This is a genomic window from Streptomyces cinnamoneus, assembly GCF_014650495.1.
Lineage (GTDB): Bacteria > Actinomycetota > Actinomycetes > Streptomycetales > Streptomycetaceae > Streptomyces > Streptomyces cinnamoneus.
On the sequence record NZ_BMVB01000025.1, the window covers coordinates 17,658 to 42,845 of the forward strand.

The window sequence follows — 25,188 nt, forward strand, 5'->3', positions numbered from 1 at the left end:
GCTCCGGCGGCTCCGGCGGCTCCGGCGGCTCCGGCGGCTCCGGCGGCTCCGGCGGCTCCGGCGGCTCCGGCGGCTCCGGCGGCTCCGGCCCGTCCCGCACCTGCGGCCTGCACCGGTACGGCAGCCGCCACGGCCGTGCCCTCGCCGGGTGCGGACTCGACCGTCAGGGTGCCGCCGAGTTCGGCGATGCGCTCGCGCATGCCGTGGAGGCCGAAGGTGCGGCGCCCGTCGGCGGGGCCCTCGCCCGGGGTGAAGCCGACGCCGTCGTCGTAGACGTCCAGCGTGACCTGACCGTCGAGGTAGGCCAGGGTCACGGCGGTGTGCGCGGCCCGTGCGTGGCGGGCGACGTTGGCGAGCGCCTCCTGGGTCAGGCGCAGCAGGGCGACCTCGCACTCCACGGGCAGCGGGCAGGGCTCGCCGTCGAGCCGGAAGACGGCCCCCGGGAGGGCCCGGGCGGTGACCCGGCGCAGTGCCTCCGGCAGCGGCGCCTCCGCCAGGGCGGGCGGGACGAGGGCGTGGACGAACCGCCGGGCCTCGGCCAGGTTGTCCGAGGCGGTACGGCCGATCTCGCGCACCCGCTCCGGCACCGTGGCGGGCGCGGCGGTCTCCGCGGCCCGGGCCAGCAGCACGATGCTGGACAGGCCCTGGGCGAGGGTGTCGTGGATCTCCCGGGCCAGCCGCTGCCGCTCGGCGAGGCGGCCCGCCTCGCGCTGGGCGGCGGCGAGCTCGTCCCGGGTGCGCACCAGGTCGTCGATGAGCTGCTGGCGCCGGCGGCTCTCCCGGGACAGCGCGGCGTAGCCGTACCCGGTCAGGAGCGCCGCCGCGGCCCCGGCCACCGGCCCGATCACCTTGGCGACGGTGAGCCCGCCGGGTGCGGCCGCCTGCGCGGCCACGACCGCCGCGGTGGCGGCCGCGACGGCGGCGTGCGCCCGGCGCACGGGCAGGGCGCGCAGGAAGTGGAAGAACAGCGGGAAGGCGAGGTAGCTGAAGCCGTGGTCCATGGCCAGCAGGAGCAGCCAGAGCGCGGTCACGGCGGCCAGCGCGACGCCGGGCCGCCGGCCGTGCCGGACGAGCCCGGCCCCGTAGACGACGGCGAGCGCGCAGGCGGGCGGCAGGACGGCCGGGGAGCCGTCCCCGAGGAGCGTGGGGCCGAGGGCGACGAGCAGCAGGGCGTAGAACGCGCCGTGCAGCGCGAGCCGCACCAGCCGCAGCGAGGGCACGTCGAAGCCGGCCCGCACGTCGGCGAGCGAGGCGCCCGGCCGCCGCGGGCCGCGCGGGGGGTCGCCCGCCGAGGAGGTGGCGGCGGCGAGGGACGGTCGGCTCATCCCATCGAGCCTACGGGCCCCCGGGCGGGCCCTCGCCGCCGTGGCCATCAACCGTTCGATGGATTTCCGGGTGCACCGCAGGGACGAGCCCGCAACCGCTCCTTGCCCTGATGGCGGGCGGGCCCGCGCGGGCGACCGTGGAGGGGTCGTTGCCCGAGCCCCGGAAGGGTTCCCCGTGTTCGTCGCGCTCCGTGACATCCGCTTCGCCCGGGGGCGGTTCGCCCTCATGGGCACCGTCGTCGCGCTCATCACCCTGCTGGTGGTCTTCCTCCACGGCCTGACCGCCGGCCTGGCCCGGGAGGCGACGTCGGCCGTCGCCGGGCTGCCGGCGGACCGGATCGTCTTCGGCGCCCCGGCCGGGGGCGAGCCGCGGGCGTCCTTCTCCCAGAGCACCGTCGACGAGCGGCAGGCCGCCGCGTGGGGGCGGGCACCGGGCGTGCGGTCCGCCCGTCCGCTGGGCGTGGCGATGACGCGTCTCGCGGCAGGCGGCCACGCCCTCCCCGTGAGCGTCCTCGGCGCCTCCGCGGAACTGCTCCCGGCGCTCCGGACGGGCACCGCGCCCGGGGACGGCCAGGTGGCCGTCGGGCAGCGCACCGCCCGCGAGAACGGGCTGCGCCCCGGCGACCGGATCACCCTGGGCACCCGCGGGCTGACCGTCTCCGGCATCACCGCCGACCGCAGCCACGCCCACGCCCCCGCCGTGTGGACGACGCTCGCCACCTGGGGCGAGGTGACCCGCCAGCCGCAGCCGACCGTGCTCGCCGTGACCGGCGGCGGCAGCCCCCCGGGCGCCGCGGCGCGCACGACGAAGGCCGTGGGCCTCCGCGCGGCGCTGGACGGCATCGACGGCTACGCCGCCGAGCACGGCACCCTCCGGCTCGTCCAGGGCTTCCTGGTCGTGGTGGGCGCCCTGGTGGTGGGGGCCTTCTTCGCCGTGTGGACGGTGCAGCGGCGCCCCGACGCGGCGGTGCTCAGGGCGGTGGGGGCGAGCAGCGCCTACCTGCTGCGCGACGCCCTCGGGCAGGCCGCCCTCGTGCTGACCGCCGGGACCGCCGCGGGCACCGCGGCGGGCGTGCTGGCCGGGGTGCCGGCCGCGGCGGCGGTCCCGTTCGAACTGAGCGCGGCCGCGGTGGCCGCGCCGGTGGCGGCGATGGTGCTGCTGGGACTGGCCGGCTCCGCCCTCGCCGTACGCCGTATCACCTCCGTCGACCCGCTGACCGCCCTGGGAGCCTCCCGATGACCGCCACACCCGCCGGCCGCCCGCCGGCCGCCACCCCCGCAGCCGCCGCGACCGCACTGTCGCTGGAGGACGTCACCCTCACCTACCCGGACGGCGGCCGACGGCTCACCGCCCTGGACGGGGTGTCCCTGTCCGTGGCCGAGGGCGAGCTCGTGGCCGTCGTCGGCCCGTCCGGGTCCGGCAAGTCGACCCTGCTGGCGGTGGCCGCGACGTTGCTGAGCCCGGACGCGGGGCGCGTGGTCGTGGCCGGGCGGGACACCTCGGGGACGACCGCGAAGGAGCGCACGGCGCTGCGCCGCGAGCGGATCGGCATCGTCTTCCAGCAGCCGAACCTGCTGCCGTCGCTGACGGCCGAGGAACAGCTGATGGCGGTGGCGCACCTGCGGGGCGGCCGGCGGGGACGCCTCCGCGCGCCGTTCGGGCCGTGGGCGCGGGCGGCGCGGGCGGACGCCGCCGGGCTGCTGGAGTCGGTCGGGCTGGACGCGGCGCAGCGGGCCCGCCGCCCCCACCGGCTCTCGGGCGGCGAGCGGCAGCGCGTGAACATCGCCCGGGCGCTGTCCGGCGGCCCGTCGGTGCTGCTGGTGGACGAGCCGACGTCGGCCCTGGACCACGAGCGCGGCGAGCGGGTCGTGGAGCTGCTGGCCGAGGTCACCCGGCGGCACCGGACGGCGACGGTGCTGGTCACCCACGACCGGACGCTGCTCGGCCGGGCGGACCGCGTGCTGGAGATGCGCGACGGCCGGCTGGGCGCCGGCCCGGCTCACTCCTCCTCGTCCGGCGTCTCCTCCACGTCGTTGTGGGCGTAGAGCTTCAGGACGGGCACGCCGACCTTGTGGCGGGCGCGCGACGCCCAGTCGCGGTGGAAGAACTCCTCGACCAGGTGCGGGGCGGTCAGCACGATCACCTCGTCGGCGTGGGTCTGCTCGACGACGGAGCGCAGCAGGTCCAGCGGGTGCTTGTCGATGATCTGGCCGACGGCCTCGCAGCCCGCCGTCCGCAGGCTCTGCAGGGAGTGCTCCAGCGCGAGGGCGGCGGGCCGCAGGGCCGCCTCGCCCTCGGGCTCGTCGGCCTCGTGGACGGCCTGCTCCAGCTCACCGAGGGCCACGTCGTCGATGGCGCGCAGCAGCCGGTCCTCGTCCCCGCGGGGCCGCATGAGGACCACGAAGGACAGGTCGTCGTCGTGCAGGGTCGTGACGAAATCGACGTCCGCGGCGGACAGCGGCTGCTCGATCATCAATACGCTCGTGAACACGTGAGGGCCCTTCTCCTACGTGGCCCAGCCGGGCCCAACAGAAACCATCCTGCGCGTGCTCCCCATGAGCCCGCCTGTTGTGATCCTGTGCCCTCGGGGGAGCGTCTGACTCAATTCTGCCCACCGGAAGCGAACCGGAACGGCAAATTCCGCCGATTGTCAGATCCTTCGGTAGCGGGTGAAGAGGAAGCCGCCGTCCTCCAGCACGGAGCCGAGGGCGAAGCGTTCCGGCACCGCGAGCGGCGGGCCCGCCATGATGCGCGGCGCCGTACCCGTGGCCACCACCGGAGCCAGCGACAGGCACATCTCGTCCAGCACCTGCGCCGAGGCGAACTGCCCCAGCAGCCGGGGCCCGCCCTCGGTGAGCAGGCGGGTGAGCCCGCGCTCGGCCAGCACCTGCGGCACCCGCACGGGATCCACCCCCGGCCCCTCGCCCGCCACGATCACCTCGGCACCCGCGGCCCGGGCCGCGGCCACCCGCTCCGCCGGCGCGTCCGCGCCCGTCAGCACGACGGTGGGCACGAGCGGCGAGACGAAGAGGGGGAGGGAGAAGTCCAGGTCGAGCCCGGCGCTCACCACCGCTATGACGGGCGCGGGCCCCTGGCCCAGCGCCGCCCGCCGCGCCGCGAACGCCTCGCGTGCCCGCGCGGGCCGGTACCCCTCCTGCCGCACGGTCTCGGCGCCCACCACCACCGCGTCGGCGAGCCCCCGCAGGGTGCCGAAGATCCGCATGTCGGCGGCGGACGACAGCGGCTGCGAGCGCCCCTCGTGGTGGGCGGCGCCGTCCAGCGAGGAGACCATGTTGGCCCGCAGCCACGCGCCGCCGGCGGGCACGTCGGAGGGGTAGGCGTAGAGGTCGGCGAGCTCGTCCAGCCCCCATTCGCGGTCGTCGAGGTCGGAGGGGCTCAGCGGGGAGGGGAACAGGCGTCGCATAGGCCGCAGTGTGACACGGGTCGCCCCGCGCGCGGCCTTCTCCTCCTCGTCCCGGGGCTACCCTGGACAGCTGTGTCGTCCTCCACCGCATCCCCCGCAAGCGCAGCAGGCTCCGCCGCGAGCAGTCCCGCAGCCGGACGTGACCTGGCCGGGCAGCCCGTCGCGCTGACCTCGCGCGCCCCGCACGTCCCGGCCGACCGCCTGGTCGCCGAGATGGTGCCGCCGCCGCGGTTCGGCTCGGTGCGGTTCGACAACTACATACCCGACCCGAACCAGCCCAGCCAGGCCGAGGCCGTCACCGTCCTCAGCGGCTTCGCCGCCGGCCTCGGCGGCGCCGCGGAGAGCGGCGGCCGCAAGCGCTGGTTCCGGCGCGAGACGAAGCCCGCCGCCCCCGCCGGCCCCCGCGGCGTCTACCTCGACGGCGGCTACGGCGTCGGCAAGACCCACCTGCTGGCCTCCCTCTGGCACGCCACCGCCGCGGCGCCCGAGCAGAAGGCGTTCGGCACGTTCGTGGAGCTGACCAACCTCGTCGGCGCCCTCGGCTTCCAGCAGACCGTGCAGACCCTCAGCGGCCACAAGCTCCTGTGCATCGACGAGTTCGAACTCGACGACCCGGGCGACACCGTGCTCGTCTCCACGCTCCTGGGCAAGCTCGTCGACGCGGGCGTCGCCCTGGCCGCAACGTCCAACACCCTGCCCGGCAAGCTCGGCGAGGGCCGCTTCGCCGCCGCCGACTTCCTGCGCGAGATCCAGGGCCTGTCCGCGCACTTCCGCCCGCTGCGCATCGACGGCGAGGACTACCGCCACCGCGGCCTGCCGCAGGCGCCCGCCCCGCACGACGACGACACCGTCAAGCGGGTGGCGCACGCCACGGACGGCGCCTCCTACGACGCCTTCCCCGACCTCCTCGACCACCTCTCGAAGGTCCACCCCAGCCGCTACGGCGCCATGTGCGACGGCATCCGCGCGGTCTGCCTGACCGGCGTCGAGCCGGTGCCGGACCAGTCGACGGCCCTGCGCCTGGTGGTGCTCGCCGACCGGCTCTACGACCGCGAGGTGCCGGTGCTGGCGTCGGGACGCCCGTTCGACGAGCTGTTCAGTGAGGAGATGCTGAACGGCGGCTACCGCAAGAAGTACTTCCGGGCCATCTCCCGCCTCACCGCGCTGGCGCGCGACGCGAAGGGGCTCGTCGAGGCGTAGGGCGCAGCCCCGGTTTCGGGAAGGGGCGGGGTGGGGGAAAGAATCGGCCCATGCCCCGACCCCCGCGCGCCGCACTCGCCGTGGCGGCCCTCCTGTGCTGCACCCTCACCGCCTGCGGCGGCAGCGGAACGGCCCAGCCTGCCTCCACCGGACCGGCGAGCGCCAAGGCGTCCGCCTCTGCCACCGCCGGCCCGTCCGCAACCCCCGCCCCCACCCTGCCGCCCGGCCCCGGCGGCGCCGCCCCCGTCTTCTCGCACGGCCGGCGCGACGGCGGCAAGAAGGTCGCCCTCACCTTCGACGCCGACATGACGTCCGATCAGGGCCCGCGCGCCGCCCGGGGCGAGCACTTCGACAACCCCGCGCTGATCGAGACCCTGCGCCGGCTGAAGGTCCCCGCCACCGTCTTCATGACCGGCAGGTGGGCGGAGCAGTACCCGGACCAGGCCAAGTCCATCGGCACGGACCCCCTCTTCGAACTGGCCAACCACTCCTACAGCCACCACGCCTTCTCGACGCCCTGCTACCGCCTGCCGACCGTGCCGCCCGGCGAGGCCCGGGCCGACGTGGAGCGCGCGTTCACGGCCTTCCGGCGCGCCGGGGCCGAGCGGATCGTGCCCTACTTCCGCTTCCCCGGCGGCTGCCACAACGAGGCGGCGCTACGGGAGATCGGCCCGGCGAAGGTGACGGCCGTGCAGTGGGACGTCGTCAGCGGCGACGCGTTCGCCAAACAGGCGGCCCCCGTGGCGACGCAGGTGATCTCGCAGGTCAAGCCGGGCTCGGTCGTGGTGATGCACTGCACGCGCAGCGCGGCGCCGACGACGGAGGAGGCGGTCCGGCGGATCGTGCCGGAGCTGCGGGCCAAGGGCTACGAGTTCGTCCGCGTCTCCGACCTGATCGGCGCGGCCGCCGGCCGCTAGGGCGTGCCCTGGCCGGCCTCCCGCGCCCGTATCAGCAGGGCCACCGGCCAGGGCCCCAGCAGCCGGTCCAGCGGTGCGCACCCCTCGTACGGACGGTCCGTCAGCAGCTCCCGCCACGGGCCGCCCCCGGGCAGCGGCAGCACCGCGCCCCGCCAGCCCCCGGCCTCCGCCAGGCGGCGCGGCAGCCGCGTCACCGCCGTGACCACCTCGCCCGCCCGCGCGAACGCCACGCAGTGCTCGGCCGCCGGGCCGTCCACGACGACCGGCTCGTACGCACCCCCTGCCCCGAACCACTGCGGATGCGCCCGCCGCAGCCGCAGGGCCGTGCGGGTCAGGCGCAGCTTCTGCCCGTCCAGCCCCTCGCCCGGCCCCTCGCCGTCCCCGGGCGGGAAGCGCGGCGGCTGCCGGTTGTCGGGGTCGACCAGCGCCGCGTACACCGACTCCGTGCCCATGTAGACGTCCGGGACGCCCGGCATCGTCAGGTGCAGCAGGGCCGCGCCCAGCACATGGGCGCGTACGGTCGGCTCCGTCTCGCGTGCCAGGGCGGTCAGCGCCTCGTGCGCGGGGCCGGCCGGGCCGGCCGCGACGAACGCCTCGACGGCCGCCTCGTAGGCGGTGTCCTGCTCGGTCCACGTCGTCAGCAGGGCGGCCTCGCGGACGCTCTTGAGGACGGCCGGGGCCAGCCGCCCGCCGTCCCGGGCGCCGAGCCCGACGGCGTTCTGCCAGGCCACCCACGCCACGTGCGGATCGGGTGCGGGGACCTCGGCCCACAGCCGGTCCATCAGCTCCGCCCACCGCCCCGGGTACTCGCTCAGTGCCGCGATCCGCGCCCGGGCGTCGGCGCTGCGCTTGGTGTCGTGGGTGGAGAGCACGGTGCCGCCGGCGGGCCAGTGGCGCTGCCGGCGGGCGCAGTGGGCGTGGAAGTCGGCCGGGGCCAGGGCCGGCCGGTCCGGGACGGCGCCGACCTCGGTGGCCGAGAGCAGCGGCGCGTAGCGGTAGAACGCGGTGTCCTCCACCGACTTGGCGCGCAGCGCGGAGGCGGTCTGGGCGAAGCGGGCGCAGAAGTCCCGCTGGTCCGGGCCGTCCCCGAGCCGCCCGAGGGCCGCGTCCCGGACGAGCTCGACGACCTCGGCCTCCTCGGGGACGGCGAAGGCGGTGCGGGCGCCCTGGGCGGCCTCGTCCAGCAGCGCCGCGTCCGAGGGGGCGACGGGCCGGCCGGGCGCGGCGTAGGGGCGGTAGACCGGCAGCCGGACGAGGATCTCGCACAGGGCGGTGCGCAGGGCCCAGGGGGCGTGGTCGCGCAGGGGGTGGGCGGCCTCGCACAGCCGGGTGGCGGTGCGCACCAGCCGCCCGACCTCCGTGGCCAGTTCGTGGGTGACCACCCGGTAGGCGGCGCGGCGCAGCGTCGCGGGCCAGTCGCCGCCCCGGTCGGCCGGCGCCCCGGTGAAGGCGCGGTAGGCGGCGGTGAGCGCGGCGGCCCCGTGGGGGTCGGTGAAGAGCCCGTCGAGGTCGCGCAGGGCGTCGTAGCCGGTGGTGCCGGCGACGGGCCAGGCGGCGGGCAGCCGCTCGTCCCCGCTGAGGATCTTCTCCACGACCGTCCAGCGGCCGCCGGTGGCCTCGTGCAGCCGGCGCAGGTAGCCGGGCGGGTCCGCGAGGCCGTCGGGGTGGTCGACGCGCAGCCCGTCCACGACGTCCTCGCGCAGCAGCTGCAGCACCTTGGCGTGCGTGGCGGCGAAGACCTCGGGGTCCTCGACGCGCACGGCGATGAGCTCGGCGATGGTGAAGAAGCGCCGGTAGTTCAGCTCGGTGCGGGCGAGCCGCCACCAGGCGGGGCGGTACCACTGGGCGTCCAGCAGCTCGGGCAGCGGCAGCCGTTCGGTGCCCGGCCGCACGGGCAGCACGTGGTCGCCGTAGTGCAGCACGGCCTCGCCGCCGGGCCCCTCGCCCGTGCGGAAGCGCGCCAGCTCGGCGCCGAGCCGGCCGGCGAGCACCGGCAGCAGGACCTTGCCGCCGTGCTCGGACCAGTCGACGTCGAACCAGCGGGCGCAGGGGGAGGCCGGGCCGTCGCGCAGCATCTGCCACAGCGGCCCGTTGAGGTGCTCGGGCGCGGGCACGGCCATGTGGTTGGGCACGATGTCGAGGACGAGCCCCAGGCCGTGGGCGCGGGCGGTGCGGGAGAGCGCCCGCAGGCCCTCCTCCCCGCCCAGCTCGGCGCGCACGGCCGTGTGGTCGACGACGTCGTAGCCGTGGGTGGAGCCGGGCACGGCCTCCAGCACGGGGGAGAGGTGCAGGTGGGAGACGCCGAGGGCGGCGAGGTGCGGCACGGCCCGCTCGGCCGCCGCGAAGGGGAAGGCGGGCTGGAGCTGGAGCCGGTAGGTGGCGGTCGGCGGGGAGCAGATGTCGCGCTTCACGGGAACATGCGTACCCACAACGGGCCCGGATGCCGCAGCCCGCTTCGCTTCCGATGTGCTAGGCGGGTCGTTGCAGCACCGTCAGGCTGCGGTCGGTGAGCGTCATCCGTTCCCCGGCCGCCACCTTCGGGCCGCCGGGAGCGGCGCCCTCGGGGCGGGCGGTGTCGACGATCACCTGCCACTGCCTGCCGTGGTTCATGGGCACGACGAAGTCGAGCGGCCGGTCGTGGGCGTTGAACATCAGCAGGAAGGAGTCGTCGACGATCGGCTCACCGCGCGGCCCCGGCTCGGAAATGGCCCCGCCGTTGAGGAAGACGGTCAGCGAACGGGCGTGGGCGGCCTGCCAGTCGCCCTGCTGCATCTCCTCCCCTTCCGGGGTGAACCAGGCGATGTCGGACAGGTCGTCGTGGGTGCCCTGTACCGGACGGCCGTGGAAGAAGCGGCGGCGCCGGAAGACGGGGTGGTCGCGGCGGAGCCAGACCAGCGAGCGGGTGAAGCGCAGCATCCGCTGCGCCCGCTCCGAGGACTCCTCGCCCGGGCGCGGCCAGTGCACCCAGGACAGCTCGCTGTCCTGGCAGTAGGCGTTGTTGTTGCCCTGCTGGGTGCGGGCGAACTCGTCGCCGTGGCTGAGCATCGGCACGCCCTGCGACACCAGCAGGGTGGCCATGAAGTTGCGCATCTGCCGCTCGCGCAGCTCCAGCACGCCCGGGTCGTCGCTCTCGCCCTCGGCCCCGCAGTTCCACGAGCGGTTGTGGCCCTCGCCGTCCTGGTTGTTCTCGCCGTTGGCCTCGTTGTGCTTGTCGTTGTACGCGACCAGGTCGTGCAGGGTGAAGCCGTCGTGACAGGTGACGAAGTTGACGGACGCCAGCGGGCGCCTGCCGTCGCCCTGGTAGAGGTCGGAGGAGCCGGTCAGGCGCGAGCCGAACTCGGCCAGGGTGGCCGGCTCGCCGCGCCAGAGGTCCCGCACCGTATCGCGGAATTTCCCATTCCACTCGGTCCACAGCGGAGGGAAATTACCGACCTGATAGCCGCCCTCGCCCACGTCCCACGGCTCGGCGATCAGCTTCACCTGGCTGACCACCGGATCCTGCTGCACCAGGTCGAAGAAGGACGACAGCCGGTCCACCTCGTGGAACTGCCGGGCCAGCGTCGCCGCCAGATCGAAGCGGAAGCCGTCCACCCGCATCTCGCTCACCCAGTAGCGCAGCGAGTCCATGATGAGCTGCAGCACGTGCGGGCTGCGCATCAGCAGGGAATTGCCGGTGCCGGTGGTGTCCATGTAGTAGCGCGGATCGTCCGTCAGCCGGTAGTAGGAGGCGTTGTCCAGCCCCCGGAAGGAGAGCGTCGGGCCCAGGTGATTGCCTTCGGCCGTGTGGTTGTACACCACATCCAGGATCACCTCGATGCCCGCCGCGTGCAGCGCCCGCACCGCCGACTTGAACTCCAGCACCTGCTGCCCCCGGTCGCCCCACGAGGCGTAGGCGTTGTGCGGGGCGAAGAAGCCGATGGTGTTGTACCCCCAGTAGTTGGCCAGCCCCGCGTCCACCAGCCGGTGGTCGTTGACGAACTGATGCACCGGCATCAGCTCGATCGCGGTGACCCCCAGCTCCGTGAGGTGCTCGATCACCGCCGGGTGCGCGAGCGCGGCGTACGTGCCGCGCACCTCCTCCGGCAGCGCCGGGTGCAGCATCGTCAGGCCCTTCACATGGGCCTCGTAGATGACCGTGCGGTGGTAGTCCGTGCGCGGCGGCCGGTCGTCGCCCCAGTCGAAGTACGGATTGACCACCACCGAAGTCATCATGTGCGGGGCGGAGTCCATGTCATTGCGCTTCTCCGGCCGCCCGAAGTGGTAGCCGTAGACCGCCTCCCCCCAGTCGACGGCCCCGCTCACCGCCTTCGCGTAGGGGTCGAGCAGCAATTTGGCCGAGTTGCACCGCTGCCCACGGGCCGGCTCGTACGGGCCGTGGGCCCGGAAGCCGTACCGCTGGCCCGGCATGATGCCGGGGAGATAGGCGTGGCGCACGAACGCGTCGCTCTCGCGCAGCTCCACCGCAGTCTCCGAACCGTCGTCGTGCAACAGGCACAACTCGATCCGGTCGGCGGCCTCGGAGAAGACCGCGAAATTGGTCCCGGCGCCGTCGTACGTGGCGCCGAGGGGATACGCCTGACCCGGCCAGACCTGCATGGGCGTCAGTCTTCCACCCCGGGCGGCCCTTTCCGCAGATCTTCCCCAAAACCCCAGCGGGAAGCCGCCACCGGGGCCGCCCGGGCTCCGCCAAGCGGGTGATCACCACTCTTCCGGCTATGAATCAGCTCACTCCCGCCGCACGGGCCGCCGGACAACCGCCACGTGAACGCGGCGAGTTGTCCGGAAGGGGCTGCGGAGGCGCGTGCACCGCCTCCCGCCCGCACAGTAGTCTGCCTTGATCGTTGGACGGGGGCGGAAGGCGGTGCACTGGTGAGCTCGGGCGGGCTGGAGCTGCCCCCCGGGGACGGAATCCCCGAGGGAGACGGCTCGACCGACACACCACCGGGTGTGGTGTCCCTGACCCGCCCGAGGGAGATCGGGGCGGAACTGGACTGGGACGCCGGTGCCTGGAGCGAGGTGCGCACGCGCGCCCGCCGCGCCGGGCGGGCGTACATCTGGCTGAACCTCGTCGAACAGCGGCTGCGCGTCGTCGTGGCCGCCGTGCTGCGGCCCGTCTACGAGCCCGTGCACGGCGAGGAGGAGTGGGTCGTGGCCGCCGCCGGCCCCGCCGGCCAGGAGTGGGTGCAGCGCGCCGTGGCCGTCCGCGAGGTCAGCCGTCGCAAGGGCTACCTGCTCGACCCCGCCGACGACAACGTCCTCAGCTTCCTCACCCTGCCGCAGCTGCGCGAACTGCTCGTCCAGCACTGGCCGTGCTTCGAGCCGTACCTCGACGACCGGCGCGAGCTCGAACTCGCACTGGACGAGCTGGAGGTGGCCCGCAACGTCGTCTCCCGCAACCGCGCCCTCTCCCGGGCCGTCCTCGCCCAGGCCGAGCGGGCCTCGGCCCGCCTGCTGGAGATCCTCGGCGGCGGAGGCACCCCCTCCGCCGACCGGCTGCCCGTCGACGCCGTCGAGGACCTGGTCGGCGACCGCTACGCCGACGTCGTCGGCGTCCACCCCGACCGGGTCCGCCTGCAGCGCCAGCTGCCCGTGGAGGACCTCTTCGGCAACGCCCGCCGCCTCGACGCGGTCGGCATAGGGCTGAACCTGCTCGTGCAGAACTACTCCGGCCGGCGCCTGGTGCGCCTGGCGGAGTCCGGCTGCCGCGCCCGGCTGCTCTTCCTCAACCCGGCCAGCAGCGCGGTGCGCCGCCGCGAGCGGGAACTGGGGATCAAGAAGGGCGAGATGAGCCGGTCCGTGGAGATGAACATCATGCACATGCGGCGGGTGCGCGACCGGCTGCGCGACACCGCCGCCTTCGAGATCCGCGTCTTCGACGAGACGCCGCGCTTCACCGCCTACCTCGTCAACGGCGACGGCCCGGACGGGCTGGCCGTCGTCCAGTCCTACCTGCGCAAGGCGCGCGGCATGGAGTCGCCGGTGCTGGTGCTGCGGGGCGGCAGCCGGGACGTCCTGCGCGAGGGCCGCCCCGCGGACGACACCGGGGGCCTCTTCGAGACCTACCGCGAGGAGTTCGAGGGGGTCTGGGCCGACTCCCGGCCCGTCTCCTGACGGGTGCGCAGCCGAGGCGTTGTCAGTGGGCCGTGCGACGCTGGGGAACCAGACGGGGGAAGCACCACCGAAGGGGGAACCGCCATGGGCTGGCACGAGGAGCTGCTGATCGGCTTCGACCTGGAGACGACGGGCACCGATCCGGCCGAGTCCCGGATCGTCACGGCCGCGGTCGTGGAGACCAAGGGCGCGGAGGTGGTCGCCAGCCGGCACTGGCTGGCGGACCCGGGCGTCCCGATCCCGGCCGAGGCGGCGGCCATCCACGGCATCACGAGCGAACGGGCCGCAGCCCAGGGGCGGCCCGCGGCCGAGGTCGCGGAGGAGATAGCCGCGGTGCTGGCCGGCCACTGGTCCGTGGGCGTGCCGGTGGTGGCCTACAACGCCGCCTTCGACCTCAGCCTGCTGGCGGCGGAGCTGCGCCGGCACGGCCTGACCCCGCTCTCCGAGCGGCTGTCCGGTGCCCGGACGGGCCCGGTCGTCGACCCGTACACGATCGACCGGGCGGTGGACCGCTACCGCAAGGGCCGGCGCACGCTGGAGGCGGTCTGCCGGGAGTACGGAATCGTGCTGGACGGGGCGCACGAGGCGGGCGCGGACGCCCTGGGCGCGGTGCGCGTCGCCCGGGCCATCGCCCTGCGCCACCCGCGCATAGCGGAGACCGGCCTCTGGGAGCTCCACCGCGACCAGGTCCGCTGGTACGGCGAGTGGGCCGCGGGCTACCAGAAGTGGCTGCGCCGCCAGGGACAGGAGGACGCGGTGGTGGACGGCACCTGGCCGGTGCGCTGAGGCGCACCGCGCCGGGGCCGCGCCCCGGCGGGGGTCAGCCCGGCTGCCGCAGCCGGAGCACCTCCGCGTCGCAGGCGACGATCTCCACGACGCGCTCCGGCCGCCCGGTCCCCGGGAAGGACAGGGTGATCCGCCGGTCGTCCTCCGCATGCCAGAACCCCGGCACCGAGGCCGGCGCGTCGCCCCGCCCGATCGGATGGTCGACGAACGTGCCGTCGGTGCGGAACTCCACGCCGCTGCGGCCCCGCGCGGGCGGGAAGGCATAGCCGGTGGGCCGGTAGACGCTCACGTCGTCGTAGTCCTCCTCGTGCGCGTGCACCCAGCGCTGGAAGAGGGCGGCGGGGGGCTCTTCCTGCGGGTCGTCCACGGCGTCCATTGCCTCACACACCTCCGAAATCGCCCGGAATCACCGGGGTTTACCCAAAATCGGAATCACGTCTTGCACTTACTGCAGGTCGTGTGATGTCCCTAGATGTCTGGGCTGTGCGGGTCTACGGTAATCCGTACCGGGCCCGCGTTCCCCACCCGGCCGTGTCCCACGGCGATTCCAGGAGGGCGCAGCATGCCCGACACCCAGACCACCGGATCCGCACCCCGGCCGCCAGGGCGCAGGCTCTGCGCCACCATGGACGTCCACCGCCGGCTGCTTGACACCCACCCCGCGTACGCCGCCGCCCGCGCGGCCGTCGAGAACCGCGCGTTCGCCTACGAACGGGGAGCGGAGCGGGCCGCCCGCACGGGCGTGACCTGCGTTCCCGTCGTCGTCCACGTCGTGTACCAGGCCGGCGCGCAGAACATCGGAAACGCCCAGATCGCCAGCCAGATCAACGTCCTCAACCAGGACTTCCGCAAGCGCAACGCGGACGTGGTCCAGGTCCCCGCCGTCTGGAAGCCGCTGGCGGCCGACGCCCGGGTGGAGTTCCGCCTGGCCTCGGTGGACCCCACCGGGCAGCCCACCACGGGCATCACCCGCACGCAGACGCAGGTGACGGCGTTCCCGGCCGACGACTCGGTGAAGTTCACGGCCCAGGGCGGCCACGACGCCTGGCCCGCCGACCGCTACCTCAACGTCTGGGTGTGCCAGCTGGGCGACTCGCTGCTCGGCTACGCGCAGTTCCCCGGCGGGCCGGCCGCCACGGACGGCGTGGTCATCCTGCACTCCGCGTTCGGCACGTCCGGCACCGCGACGCCGCCGTTCCACCTCGGGCGCACCGCCACCCACGAGGTGGGCCACTGGCTCAACCTCTTCCACATCTGGGGCGACGACGGGACGGGCTGCAGCGGCAGCGACTTCGTCGCCGACACCCCCAACCAGGGCGGCCCCAACTTCGGCGAGCCGGCCTTTCCCCACGTCTCCTGCGGCAACGGCCCGAACGGCGACATGTTCATGAATTACATGGACTACGTCGACGACGCGGCGATGTTCCTGTTCACCCAGGGCCAGGTGACCCGCGTCGACGCCACCTTCGACGGCCCCCGGAGCAGCTTCCCGGCCGCCGGCCCCTGCTGAACGCCCCGGTGCAGGGGCCGGCCCGGAACGCTCAGAACGGATTCCACCGCACCGCCGGGTCGCCGTCCCGCAGGGACGCCACCCGGCGGTCGAACTCCGCCCGGGCCGCGGGGTTCCCCGGGGCGTGCTGGGCCACCCAGGCGCAGCTCGCCGTCTCCCGGGCCCCGCGCAGCACGGCGCAGCCCTCCCACTCCCGCACGTCCCACCCGTAGGCGTGCACGAAGGCGTGGTAGACGTCCGGGTTCAGGCCGTACCGGTCCCGGCTGAGGGTCATGACCACCAGGTCGTGCTCCCGCAGGTCGGTGGCGAAGGTCTCCAGGTCGACGAGGACGGGACCGTCCGGCCCGACGTGCACGTTGCGCGGCAGCGCGTCGCCGTGGACCGGGCCCGGCGTCAGGTGCGGGGTGAGCGCGGCGGCCGCGGCCGCGAAGCCGTCGCGGCGCTCGCGCAGGTAGTCGGCGTCGGCCGGGTCGATCGCGTCCCCGGCCAGCCGCAGCCACCGCTCGACGCCGGAGAGCAGTTCGCGCCGCGGCAGCGCGAAGTCCGGTTCGGGCAGGGCGTGGACCAGGCGCAGCAGCCCGGCCAGGTCGGCGGGTGCGGCGGGGCGCCGCACGGCGTCGGGAAGCCGGTGCCAGAGCGTCACCGGGTGGCCGTCGGCGTCCTGCACTGCGGTGTCCGCGGCCCGTACGGCGGGAACGCCGCACTCCGCGAGCCAGTCGGCGATGTGCAGCTCGCGCGCGGCGCGCTCGTGCAGCGATGCGTCCCGGCCCACCTTGGCGACGAGACCGCCGGCGGCGAACACCGCGTTCTCACCGAGCGAGAGCAGCTCCGCCTCCGCCGCGGGCAGCGGCGTCGCCGCCGTGGCGAGGAGCTCGCGTGCCCGCTGTTCCGTGAACGGTTCCGTCACCTTCGCGTCCGCCATGTCGTACCTTCCGTGCCCGCCGTACCCGAGGCCGGCGTGCTGGGTGCCGGCCACCGCAAGTGTCCCTCCCCGCGGTGGGCCGGCCGGCAGCGGGGGCGCGGCGGGCGCAGCGGGTCGCGAAAAAACTTTGAACGATACGTATCGTCTCGTCTATGGTGACGGCATGACTTCCCCCGCCGGTCAACGGCCCGCACACATCGCCATGTTCAGCATCGCCGCCTCCGGTCACGTCAACCCGACCCTCGACGTCATCCGCGAGCTCGTCGCCCGGGGCCACCGCGTCACGTATGCGGTCCCCGCGGCGTTCGCGGAGCTGGTGGCCACCACCGGCGCCGAGCCGCGGATCTACGAGTCGACGCTGCCCACCGGCGAGGACCCCGACGCCTGGGGCACCGAGCCGATCGACCACTTCGAGCTGTTCCTCGACGACGCCGTGCACGTCCTGCCCCAGCTCGCGGCGGCCTACGAGGGCGACGAGCCGGACCTGGTCCTGTACGACATCACCGCCTACCCGGCCCGCGTCCTCGCCCACCGCTGGGGCGTGCCGTGCGTGCAGCTCTCGCCCTGCCTGGTCGCCTGGGAGGGCTACGAGGAGGAGGTCGCGGCGCCGATGCTCGACCCGATGCGGCGCACCCCACGCGGCATCGCCTACTACGAGCGCTTCACCGCCTGGCTGGCGGAGAACGGCATGACCCTCCACCCCGACGACTTCGTCGGCCGCCCCGACCGTTGCCTCGCCGTCATCCCGCGGGCCATGCAGCCGCACGCCGACCGGGTGGACGAGACCGTCACCACCTTCACCGGCCCCTGCCAGGGCGACCGCGGCGACCAGGGCACCTGGCAGCGCCCCGCCGATGCCGAGCGGGTCCTGCTGGTCTCCCTCGGCTCGACGTTCACCAAGCAGCCCGGCTTCTACCGCGCGTGCATCGCCGCCTTCGGCGACCTGCCGGGCTGGCACGTCCTGCTGCAGATCGGCCGGCACGTCGACCTCGCCGACCTGGGCCCGGTCCCGGCCACCGTCGAGGTGAGCCGCTGGGTCCCGCAGCTGTCGGTCCTTCAGCAGGCCGACGCCTTCGTCACCCACGCGGGGATGGGCAGCTGCCAGGAGGGCCTGGCGTGCGGGGTGCCGATGGTCGCGGTGCCCCAGGCCGTCGACCAGTTCGGCAACGCCGCGCTGCTCCAGGAGCTGGGCGTCGCCCGGCACCTGCCGAGGGAGGAGGCGACGGCCGCGGCCCTGCGCGAGGCGGTGCTCGCCCTGGTCCACGATCCCGTCGTGGCCGAGCGGTCGGCGGCGCTGCGGGCCGGGCTGGCGGCGGAGGGCGGCACCCCCTATGCGGCCGATCTCATCGAGGCGGAGCTTCGGTCCGGCCGGTGACCCCTGGTACGGTCCCGTGCGGGCGGCTGCCGTGCCCAACCCCCACGGGGCGCGGCGGCCGCCCGCCGCCGGCCAGGACACCTAGGCCGCCGCCGCTTCCGCCGCCTGCTCGTACCGCCGCACCAGCAGCGACACCACCTCCGGCGCCGCCCCCAGCACCTCCGTCAGCACCTCCGCACCGGCCGCGCGCGCCCCTTCGGCGATGCGGTCCGGAAGCCGCCCCGGAGCCAGGGCGTAGCGGGCCACCGCCACCCGGCGCACCCCCTCCGCGCGCAGCGCGCGCACCGCGTCCTCGGTGCGCGGCGGGGAGGCGGAGGCGAACGCGGGCCGCACGGCGCACCAGCCGGTGTGCCGCCACTCCCGCGCGATGTCTGCGATCACCGCGTTCGCCTCCGGGTCGGAGGAGCCCGCCGAGGCCAGGACGACCCCGGTCGAGCCCCGGTCGCCGGGGCGCACCCCGGCCTCGTACAGCCGCCGCTCCAGCGCGGCCGTCAGCAGTGCGGACGGGCCGAGGACCGCGGCCTGGCGCACCGTCAGGCCCGGCAGGGCGGACGTGGCGCCCGCGAGCACGGCCGGGATGTCGGACTTGGCGTGGAAGGCGCGGGTCAGCAGCAGCGGGACGGCCACCACCTTCCGTACGCCCTCCGCCGCCAGGCCGGCCAGCACCTCCTCCACGCGCGGGGCGCAGAAGTCCAGGAAGCCGGCCTCGACCCGCAGCCCGGGCCGCCGGGCCGCGACGCGGGCGCGCAGCGCGGCGACGGTGGCCGCGTGCCGTGCGTCGCGGCTGCCGTGGGCGACGATCAGCAGGACCATGCTCCCGCTCCTAACGCGCCGCCAGCCCGCGCATGCGCAGCACCCTGCGCTCCAGCGGACTGAAGACGATCAGGTCGATGGCGATGCCCACGAACAGGATGAGCAGGATGCCCAGCAGCACGCCCGGCATGTCGGAGTCGGTGCGGGCGTTCTCCAGGTACTGGCCGAGGCCCAGTCCCAGCTCCGGGGAGGAGGCGATGAGTTCCGCCGCCATCAGCGACCGCCACGAGAACGCCCAGCCCTGCTTCAGGCCCGCGATGTACCCGGGCAGCGCGGCCGGGAAGAGCACGAAGCGGGCCCCGCGCACCCCGGTCGCCCCCATCGTGCGCCCCGCCCGCAGGTACAGCGGCGGCACCTGGTCGACCCCGGACACCAGGCCGTTGGCGATCGACGGCACCGCGCCCAGCAGGATCACCGCGTACATCGCCGCGTCCGTGATGCCCAGCCAGATCACGGCCGCCGGCACCCACGCCACCGACGGCAGCGACTGCAGGCCCGAGAGGATCGGCCCGATCGCCGCCCGGACCACGGGTACCCGGGCGACCAGCAGCCCGAGCGGGGTGCCGATGGCCAGGGCGGCGACGAAGCCGAGCAGGCCGCGCGAGACGCTGGTCCAGATGATGTCCAGCAGCGTCCCGTCCAGCCACAGCCGGCGCAGGCTCCCGCCGACCGCGGACGGGTCGGGCAGCTTGTAGTCGTCGGTGACGCGGGCGAGCACCAGGAGCTTCCACACCACGAGGACCAGCACCACGGCCACCACCGGCGGCAGCACCTTCTGCAGCAGCACCTGGCGCAGCGGCGTGCGCTTGACCTGGACGGCGTCCAGCGCGTCGAGCCCGGCCTCCAGGCCCGCGAGGTCGCCCCCGGCGACGGGGGTGGTGTCAGTGCCGGCCATGACGGCGGATCTCCTCGCGCAGCTCTTCCGTGATCTCCACCGACAGGTCGGCCACCGCCGCGTCCTCGATCCGGCGCGGCTGTGGAATGCCGACCTCCCACTCCCGCACCACCCGTCCCGGCCGGGACGACAGCAGCACCACCCGCTGGCCGAGCCGTACCGCCTCGCGCACGTTGTGCGTGACGAACAGCACCGACAGCTCCGTCTCCGACCAGATGCGGGTCAGTTCGTGGTGCAGCACGTCCCGGGTGATGGCGTCCAGCGCCGCGAACGGCTCGTCCATCAGCAGCACCCGGCTGTCCTGCGCCAGCGCCCGGGCCAGTGCGACCCGCTGGCGCATGCCGCCCGACAGCTCGTGCACGCGCTTGCCGTACGCCCCGCCCAGCCGCACGAGCTCCAGCAGCCGCTCCGCCTCCGCCCGCCGTCCGGCCCGCGGCACGCCGCGCAGCCGCAGGGCCAGCTCGATGTTCCGGCCCGCCGTCAACCACGGGAAGAGCGCGTGCTCCTGGAACATCAGTGCCGGCCGGCCGCCGGGCACCGTGATGCTGCCGGCCGTCGGCCGGTCCAGTCCGGCCACCAGGTTCAGCAGCGTGGACTTGCCGCAGCCGGAGGCGCCGAGCAGGCACACGAACTCGCCCGGCCGGACGTCGAGCGTGATGTCGTCGAGCACGGGCCGGTCCGCGCCGGGGCGGCCGTAGCTCTTGTGGACGTGGTCGATCCGGACGGCCGCCGGTATGTCGTCGCCGACTGCCGTGCCGGAGGTCGCGGTGGTCAGTGCCGGGGTCATCCGGCCACCTCCTGGTGTGCGGACGGGCATGCGCGCCCCTACTGCGGCGTACACGTCACTGCCTGCCGAGCTTCGCGGCGTCGACCGCCGGCTTGCCCTCGGCCTTGAGCACCTTGTTGAGCAGGGTCAGGTCGTAGATCCCCGACAGGTCGGGCTTCTCCAGCAGCCCCGCCGCCACGGCGTGGTCCGCCTGGGCCCGCAGCGTCGTGGCCAGCGGGTCGTCCGTCGTCGTGAGGGACGACCAGGCGGGGTCCAGCACCTCGGCCGGCAGCTCCTTGCCGGACAGTTTCTTCAACGCCGCGTTGGCCGACGCCTTGGCCTTGTCCGGGTTGTCCGCGATCCAGGCGTTGGTCCGCACCGAGCCGCGCAGCACGGCCTCGACGACGTCGGGGTGCGCGTCGAGGAACTTCTGCGACACGATCACGTTGGTGATGACGAACTTCTTGTCCGGCCACAGCGTGCTCTCGTCCAGCAGCACCGTGCCGCCCTCGGAGACGAGCTTGGAGGCCGTCGGCTCCGGTACCCAGGCGCCGTCCACGGAGCCGGACTTGAAGGCGTCGGGCGTCACCTTGTTGTCGGTGCGGACGACGGAGACGTCGCCCTTGCCGCTCTGCGGATCGACCTTCCAGCCCTTCTCGGCGATCCAGTTCAGGAAGGCCACGTCCTGGGTGTTGCCCTTCTGCGGAGTGGCGATGCGCTTGCCCTTGACGTCGTCCAGCGAGGTGATCTTCTTGGGGTCGACGACCAGCTTCACGCCGCCGGAGGCCGAACCGGAGACGATCCGCAGGCTCTTGCCCTTGGACTTCACATAGCCGTTGATCGCGGGCGAGGGGCCGATCCAGCCGATGTCGATGGAGCCCGCGTTGAGCGCCTCGATCTCGGACGGGCCGGCGTTGAACGTCGTCGTACGGAGCTCGGTGCCGCCCAGCTCCTTCTGCAGCAGCCCCTCCTGGTCACCGACGAGCGGGGTGGCGTGCGTGATGTTGGGGAAGTAGCCGATCCGCACGGTGTCGGCCGAGAGCTTCCTGCCCTGGGTCCGGGCCTTCGCGGCGTCGGTCTTCCCGGAGTTCTCCTCCGAGCCGTACCCACAGGCCCCGAGGGCGCCGATCAGCAGGGGGAGGACGGCCGCGGCCGCGAGGGCGCGGCGGCGTGCGGGGTGAGCGGCAGCAGACATGAGGGGGGTTCCTCTCCGCGGGCCGGTGCGTACGGCGACGGCACGCCCGGCGGTTCACAGGGGACGGGGGAGCGGCGGTGTCACGGGCGTGCGCCCGCGCCGGCACATCGGCCGACCCCGCCCTGGCCGCTGCCGAGGGCACCGCTGCCGATCCGGCCGCCCTCCTTGTCGAAGGTCGAGAACGCGTCCCGGACGCTCCCGGTCCCGGCCCCGGTCACAGGTCCCAGTCCTCGTCGTCGGCCGTCGCCAGCGGGGTGTCCGCGGCGAAGGCCGGGCCCGCCATGCCCGCCGTCAGCGTCGTCCCGTCGGCCGGGTCGATCAGCAGGAACGAGCCGGTGCGCCGGGAGTCGGCGTAGGCGTCGAGGGCCAGCGGCTCGGCGGTCCGCAGCACCACCCGCCCGATGTCGTTGGCGGCCAGCTCGCCCGGGTAGGGGTGCTGGGAGATCGCCGGGGAGCCGTCCAGTGCCAGCCGGGACGGCACCGCCTTCACCAGCGCCTTGACCGTGCGGGTGGTGTGCTTGAGCAGCACCCGGTCGCCGACGCGCAGCGGGCGGTCGGCCACGTGGCAGACCGTCGCCTCGACGTCCCGCACCGGCGCGGGCGCCCCGGCGGTGGGCACGATGAGGTCGCCGCGCGCGACGTCCACGTCGTCGGCGAGCCGCACCGTCACCGACTGCGGCGCCCAGGCCACGTCCACGCTCGTGCCGAGCGCGTCGATGCCGGCGACCGTGCTCGTCCGGCCCGACGGCAGCACGGTCACGCTCTCGCCGACGCGCAGCACGCCGGAGGCGAGCTGACCGGCGTAGCCGCGGTAGTCGGGGTGGGCCGCGGTCCGCGGGCGGATGACGTACTGGACGGGGAAGCGCGCCGGGGCCGCCGTGGGGTCGGCGACGACGGGCACGGACTCCAGGTGCTCCAGCACGGTCGGCCCGCCGTACCAGTCCATGTGGGCGGACGGGGTGACCACGTTGTCGCCGACGAGCGCCGAGACGGGGATCGCGGTGACCTCCGGCACCCCGAGCGAGGCGGCGTACGCGGCGAACTGCTCGGCGATGGGCGCGAAGACGGACTCCGCGTAGCCGACGAGATCCATCTTGTTGACCGCCAGCACCACGTGCGGCACGCGCAGCAGCGCGGCGACGGCGGCGTGGCGGCGGGTCTGCTCGACGACGCCGTTGCGGGCGTCGACCAGCACCACGGCCAGTTCGGCGGTGGAGGCGCCCGTGACCATGTTGCGGGTGTACTCCACGTGGCCCGGCGTGTCCGCCAGGACGAAGCGTCTGCGGGGGGTGGCGAAGTAGCGGTAGGCGACGTCGATGGTGATGCCCTGCTCGCGCTCGGCGCGCAGCCCGTCGGTCAGCAGCGCGAGGTCGGGTGCGTCGTGGCCGCGGCTGCGGGAGGCGTGCTCGACGGCCTCCAGCTGGTCGGCCAGCACCGACTTCGCATCGTGCAACAGCCGCCCGACGAGCGTGGACTTGCCGTCGTCGACGGAGCCGGCGGTCGCGAAGCGCAGCAGCGACGTCGCGGACGTGTCGGGGATGGTGCTGGTCATGGCTAGAAGTACCCCTCGCGCTTGCGGTCCTCCATCGCGGCCTCCGACAGCTTGTCGTCGGCCCTGGTCGCGCCCCGCTCGGTGAGCCGGGACGCGGCGATCTCGGCGATGACGGCCTCGGTGCTCGCCGCGCCGGACTCCACGGCACCGGTGCAGGACATGTCCCCGACCGTGCGGTAACGCACCAGCCGTCTCTCCAGCCGCTCCCCGTCCCGGGGGCCGCCCCAGTCGCCCGGGGCGAGCCACATGCCGTCGCGGGCGAAGACCTCGCGCTCGTGCGCGTAGTAGATCGAGGGCAGCTCGATCTTCTCGCGGGCGATGTACTGCCACACGTCCAGCTCGGTCCAGTTCGACAGCGGGAAGACGCGCACGTGCTCGCCGGGGGAGTGGCGGCCGTTGTACAGCTGCCACAGCTCCGGGCGCTGCCGCCGCGGGTCCCAGCCGCCGAACTCGTCCCGCAGCGAGAACACCCGCTCCTTGGCGCGCGCCTTCTCCTCGTCCCGCCGCCCGCCGCCGAAGACCGCGTCGAAGCGGTGACGCCCGATCGCGTCCAGCAGCGGCACGGTCTGCAGGGGGTTGCGCGTGCCGTCGGGGCGCTCGCGCAGCTCGCCGCGGTCGATGAAGTCCTGCACCGAGGCGACGTGCAGGCGCAGGCCGTACCCGGCGACGGTCCGGTCGCGGTAGAGGAGGACCTCGGGGAAGTTGTGCCCGGTGTCCACGTGCAGCAGCGCGAAGGGCACGGCCGCCGGCGTGAACGCCTTCAGCGCCAGGTGCAGCATGACGATGGAGTCCTTGCCACCGGAGAAGAGGATCACCGGCCGCTCGAACTCACCGGCCACCTCCCGGAAGATGTGCACCGCCTCCGACTCCAGCGCGTCCAGGTGGGACAGCACGTACGGGTTGTCGCCGACGTCGCTCACGGCCGCACCAGCCCCTTCTCGCCCAGCAGGGCGTACAGCGCCGCCACCGACTCCCCGACGCCCTGCTCGTGCGCCGCGATCCGCAGGTCGGGGTCGGCCGGCACCTCGTAGGGGTCGTCCACCCCCGTCAGCCCGGCCAGCTCACCGGCCGCCTGCCGCGCGTACAGGCCCTTGACGTCCCGTGCGGAGCACACGTCCACCGGCGTGGCCACGTGCACCTCCACATAGCCGGTGCCCTGCGCCTGGTGCCGCCCCCGCACCTCCTCCCGCGCGTGGGCGTAGGGCGCGATGACCGGCACGAGCACGGTCACCCCGTGCGAGGCCAGCAGCTGGGCGACGAACCCGATGCGCCGCACGTTGACGTCCCGGTCCTCGCGGGAGAAGCCGAGCCCCGCGGAGAGGAACTCCCGTATCTCGTCGCCGTCGAGCACCTCCACCCGCCGGCCCTCGTCGCGCAGCCGCGCCGCGAGCGCCCGGGCGATGGTCGTTTTGCCCGCGCTCGGCAGGCCGGTGAGCCACACGGTGGCACCCACGCTCATGTTCCTCTCCCGTGTCATCCGTGCAGTCCGCACTCGGTCTTGCCCCGGCCCGCCCAGCGGCCGGCCCGCGCGTCCTCGCCGTCCGCGACGCGACGCGTGCACGGCGCGCAGCCGATGGAGGCGTAGCCGTCCGCCAGCAGGGGGTTGGTGAGCACGTGGTGCTCGGTGATGTAGGCGTCCACGTCGGCCTGGGTCCAGCGGGCGATGGGGGAGACCTTCACCTTCCGGCGCCGCGCGTCCCAGCCCACGACGGGCGTGCCCGCCCGGCTCGGCGACTCGTCGCGGCGCAGGCCCGTGGCCCAGGCGTCGTACGACGCCAGCCCCTCCTCCAACGGCCGGACCTTGCGCAGCGCACAGCACAGGTCCGGGTCCCGGTCGTGCAGCGCCGGGCCGTGGACGGCGTCCTGCTCGGCGACGCTCAGCCGGGGCGTGAGCGTGAGGACACGGACGTCCATCACCGCCTCGACCGCGTCCCGGGTGCCGATGGTCTCCGGGAAGTGGTAGCCGGTGTCGAGGAAGACCACGTCGACGCCCGGGCGGGCACGTGCGGCCAGATGCGCCACGACCGCGTCCTCCATGGAGGAAGTGACGCAGAAGCGCTCGCCGAAGGTGTCCACCGCCCAGCGCAGGACCTCCAGCGCGGGAGCGTCCTCCAGCTCGCGCCCGGCCCGCTCGGCAAGCTGCTCAAGCCCCGTCATGGGAGCCTCCCGTGGCCAGGCCCCGGGCCAGGAGCCCGAGGAACGACAGCTTGAACGCCCGGTTGCAGGCACCGCACTCCCACGCCCCGTGGCCCTGTTCACCCGGCCGCAGGTCCTCGTCGCCGCAGTAGGGGCAGTGGAAAGGGGCGGCTCGTTCGCTCACCGTTCTCCCCCGTTCGCTTCTCCGCCCGCGTGGCGCAGAGGTGCGGGCGTCGTTGCTGTCTGCGGCCCGGCGGCCG

Annotated in this window: 25 protein-coding genes; 8 read left to right on the forward strand and 17 right to left on the reverse strand. The window is 74.6% G+C overall.

Annotated elements, in window-relative coordinates:
- Nucleotides 1-1,325, reverse strand: a 1,325-nt coding sequence (locus IE182_RS26520) for a sensor histidine kinase (RefSeq protein WP_229845127.1), incomplete at its 3' end; no start/stop codon positions are given.
- 175 nt (nucleotides 1,326-1,500) lie between these two features.
- Here IE182_RS26520 and IE182_RS26525 point away from each other — a divergent pair.
- Together IE182_RS26525 and IE182_RS26530 are read left to right on the forward strand one after the other, a co-directional pair.
- Nucleotides 1,501-2,565, forward strand: a complete 1,065-nt coding sequence (locus IE182_RS26525) for an ABC transporter permease (protein WP_190112473.1) — start codon at nucleotides 1,501-1,503, stop codon at nucleotides 2,563-2,565.
- Nucleotides 2,562-3,371 (forward strand): ABC transporter ATP-binding protein, encoded by an 810-nt coding sequence (locus IE182_RS26530; protein WP_190112474.1) that lies wholly within the window; start codon nucleotides 2,562-2,564, stop codon nucleotides 3,369-3,371. Before IE182_RS26525 ends, IE182_RS26530 begins: the two co-directional genes overlap by 4 nt.
- Here IE182_RS26530 and IE182_RS26535 read toward each other — a convergent pair.
- Both IE182_RS26535 and IE182_RS26540 read right to left on the reverse strand, forming a co-directional pair.
- Nucleotides 3,326-3,817, reverse strand: coding sequence for an indole-3-glycerol phosphate synthase (locus tag IE182_RS26535; protein ID WP_190112475.1), 492 nt, complete (start codon nucleotides 3,815-3,817; stop codon nucleotides 3,326-3,328). The genes IE182_RS26530 and IE182_RS26535 overlap by 46 nt on opposite strands.
- Nucleotides 3,818-3,976: 159 nt before the next feature.
- Nucleotides 3,977-4,750, reverse strand: a complete 774-nt coding sequence (locus IE182_RS26540) for a pyrimidine reductase family protein (RefSeq protein WP_190112476.1) — start codon at nucleotides 4,748-4,750, stop codon at nucleotides 3,977-3,979.
- A gap of 72 nt (nucleotides 4,751-4,822) precedes the next feature.
- Here IE182_RS26540 and zapE point away from each other — a divergent pair, with 72 nt between their 5' ends.
- A complete protein-coding gene (gene zapE / locus IE182_RS26545; RefSeq protein ID WP_190112477.1) occupies nucleotides 4,823-5,950 on the forward strand; it encodes a cell division protein ZapE in 1,128 nt (375 codons plus the stop codon).
- A 50-nt stretch (nucleotides 5,951-6,000) separates the two neighbouring features.
- Entirely contained in the window at nucleotides 6,001-6,867 is an 867-nt protein-coding gene (locus IE182_RS26550) for a polysaccharide deacetylase family protein (protein ID WP_190112478.1), read from the forward strand.
- Here IE182_RS26550 and treY read toward each other — a convergent pair.
- Both treY and glgX read right to left on the reverse strand, forming a co-directional pair.
- A complete protein-coding gene (gene treY / locus IE182_RS26555) occupies nucleotides 6,864-9,278 on the reverse strand; it encodes a malto-oligosyltrehalose synthase (protein ID WP_190112479.1) in 2,415 nt (804 codons plus the stop codon). The genes IE182_RS26550 and treY overlap by 4 nt on opposite strands.
- 58 nt (nucleotides 9,279-9,336) lie before the next feature.
- Entirely contained in the window at nucleotides 9,337-11,463 is a 2,127-nt protein-coding gene (gene glgX / locus IE182_RS26560; protein WP_190112480.1) for a glycogen debranching protein GlgX, read from the reverse strand.
- A gap of 273 nt (nucleotides 11,464-11,736) precedes the next feature.
- Here glgX and IE182_RS26565 point away from each other — a divergent pair, with 273 nt between their 5' ends.
- A complete protein-coding gene (locus IE182_RS26565; protein WP_190112481.1) occupies nucleotides 11,737-12,978 on the forward strand; it encodes a DUF5919 domain-containing protein in 1,242 nt (413 codons plus the stop codon).
- Nucleotides 12,979-13,062: 84 nt separating this feature from the next.
- A complete protein-coding gene (locus tag IE182_RS26570; RefSeq protein ID WP_190112482.1) occupies nucleotides 13,063-13,764 on the forward strand; it encodes a 3'-5' exonuclease in 702 nt (233 codons plus the stop codon).
- 34 nt (nucleotides 13,765-13,798) lie between these two features.
- On the opposite strand, the gene IE182_RS26575 is transcribed toward IE182_RS26570, so the two are convergent.
- Nucleotides 13,799-14,140: a hypothetical protein gene (locus IE182_RS26575; protein WP_190112483.1), complete on the reverse strand. Its 342-nt coding sequence runs from the start codon at nucleotides 14,138-14,140 to the stop codon at nucleotides 13,799-13,801.
- Nucleotides 14,141-14,326: 186 nt separating this feature from the next.
- On the opposite strand from IE182_RS26575, the gene IE182_RS26580 reads away from it, so the two are divergent.
- Nucleotides 14,327-15,274 (forward strand): zinc metalloprotease, encoded by a 948-nt coding sequence (locus tag IE182_RS26580; protein WP_229845128.1) that lies wholly within the window; start codon nucleotides 14,327-14,329, stop codon nucleotides 15,272-15,274.
- Between the two features lie 31 nt (nucleotides 15,275-15,305).
- Here IE182_RS26580 and IE182_RS26585 read toward each other — a convergent pair whose 3' ends face one another.
- Nucleotides 15,306-16,196: a phosphotransferase enzyme family protein gene (locus IE182_RS26585; RefSeq protein ID WP_190112522.1), complete on the reverse strand. Its 891-nt coding sequence runs from the start codon at nucleotides 16,194-16,196 to the stop codon at nucleotides 15,306-15,308.
- A 163-nt stretch (nucleotides 16,197-16,359) separates the two neighbouring features.
- On the opposite strand from IE182_RS26585, the gene IE182_RS26590 reads away from it, so the two are divergent.
- Nucleotides 16,360-17,571 carry a macrolide family glycosyltransferase gene (locus tag IE182_RS26590; protein WP_190112484.1) on the forward strand — a complete coding sequence of 404 codons (1,212 nt, stop codon included), beginning with the start codon at nucleotides 16,360-16,362 and terminating at the stop codon, nucleotides 17,569-17,571.
- An 81-nt stretch (nucleotides 17,572-17,652) separates the two neighbouring features.
- On the opposite strand, the gene IE182_RS26595 is transcribed toward IE182_RS26590, so the two are convergent.
- From IE182_RS26595 to IE182_RS26640, 10 genes are all read right to left on the reverse strand, one after another.
- Entirely contained in the window at nucleotides 17,653-18,384 is a 732-nt protein-coding gene (locus tag IE182_RS26595; protein ID WP_190112485.1) for a sirohydrochlorin chelatase, read from the reverse strand.
- Between the two features lie 10 nt (nucleotides 18,385-18,394).
- The gene (locus IE182_RS26600) at nucleotides 18,395-19,279 is read right to left on the reverse strand and encodes an ABC transporter permease (protein WP_190112486.1); all 885 of its coding nucleotides are present in this window, start codon (nucleotides 19,277-19,279) and stop codon (nucleotides 18,395-18,397) included.
- On the reverse strand, nucleotides 19,266-20,066 hold the full coding sequence (locus tag IE182_RS26605) for an ABC transporter ATP-binding protein (protein ID WP_190112487.1): 801 nt from the start codon (nucleotides 20,064-20,066) through the stop codon (nucleotides 19,266-19,268). The genes IE182_RS26600 and IE182_RS26605 overlap by 14 nt, the downstream gene beginning before the upstream one ends.
- 55 nt (nucleotides 20,067-20,121) lie before the next feature.
- On the reverse strand, nucleotides 20,122-21,240 hold the full coding sequence (locus tag IE182_RS26610; RefSeq protein WP_190112488.1) for an aliphatic sulfonate ABC transporter substrate-binding protein: 1,119 nt from the start codon (nucleotides 21,238-21,240) through the stop codon (nucleotides 20,122-20,124).
- A gap of 80 nt (nucleotides 21,241-21,320) precedes the next feature.
- Nucleotides 21,321-21,458: a hypothetical protein gene (locus IE182_RS26615; protein WP_190112489.1), complete on the reverse strand. Its 138-nt coding sequence runs from the start codon at nucleotides 21,456-21,458 to the stop codon at nucleotides 21,321-21,323.
- A complete protein-coding gene (locus IE182_RS26620; protein WP_190112490.1) occupies nucleotides 21,455-22,792 on the reverse strand; it encodes a sulfate adenylyltransferase subunit 1 in 1,338 nt (445 codons plus the stop codon). Before IE182_RS26620 ends, IE182_RS26615 begins: the two co-directional genes overlap by 4 nt.
- Before the next feature lie 2 nt (nucleotides 22,793-22,794).
- Complete coding sequence (cysD, locus tag IE182_RS26625; RefSeq protein WP_190112491.1) at nucleotides 22,795-23,712, reverse strand: sulfate adenylyltransferase subunit CysD; 918 nt, start codon at nucleotides 23,710-23,712, stop codon at nucleotides 22,795-22,797.
- Entirely contained in the window at nucleotides 23,709-24,269 is a 561-nt protein-coding gene (gene cysC, locus IE182_RS26630; RefSeq protein ID WP_190112492.1) for an adenylyl-sulfate kinase, read from the reverse strand. Before cysC ends, cysD begins: the two co-directional genes overlap by 4 nt.
- Nucleotides 24,266-24,949 (reverse strand): phosphoadenylyl-sulfate reductase, encoded by a 684-nt coding sequence (locus IE182_RS26635; protein WP_190112493.1) that lies wholly within the window; start codon nucleotides 24,947-24,949, stop codon nucleotides 24,266-24,268. Before IE182_RS26635 ends, cysC begins: the two co-directional genes overlap by 4 nt.
- The gene (locus IE182_RS26640; RefSeq protein ID WP_190112494.1) at nucleotides 24,936-25,112 is read right to left on the reverse strand and encodes a hypothetical protein; all 177 of its coding nucleotides are present in this window, start codon (nucleotides 25,110-25,112) and stop codon (nucleotides 24,936-24,938) included. Before IE182_RS26640 ends, IE182_RS26635 begins: the two co-directional genes overlap by 14 nt.
- Nucleotides 25,113-25,188 lie beyond the last annotated feature (76 nt).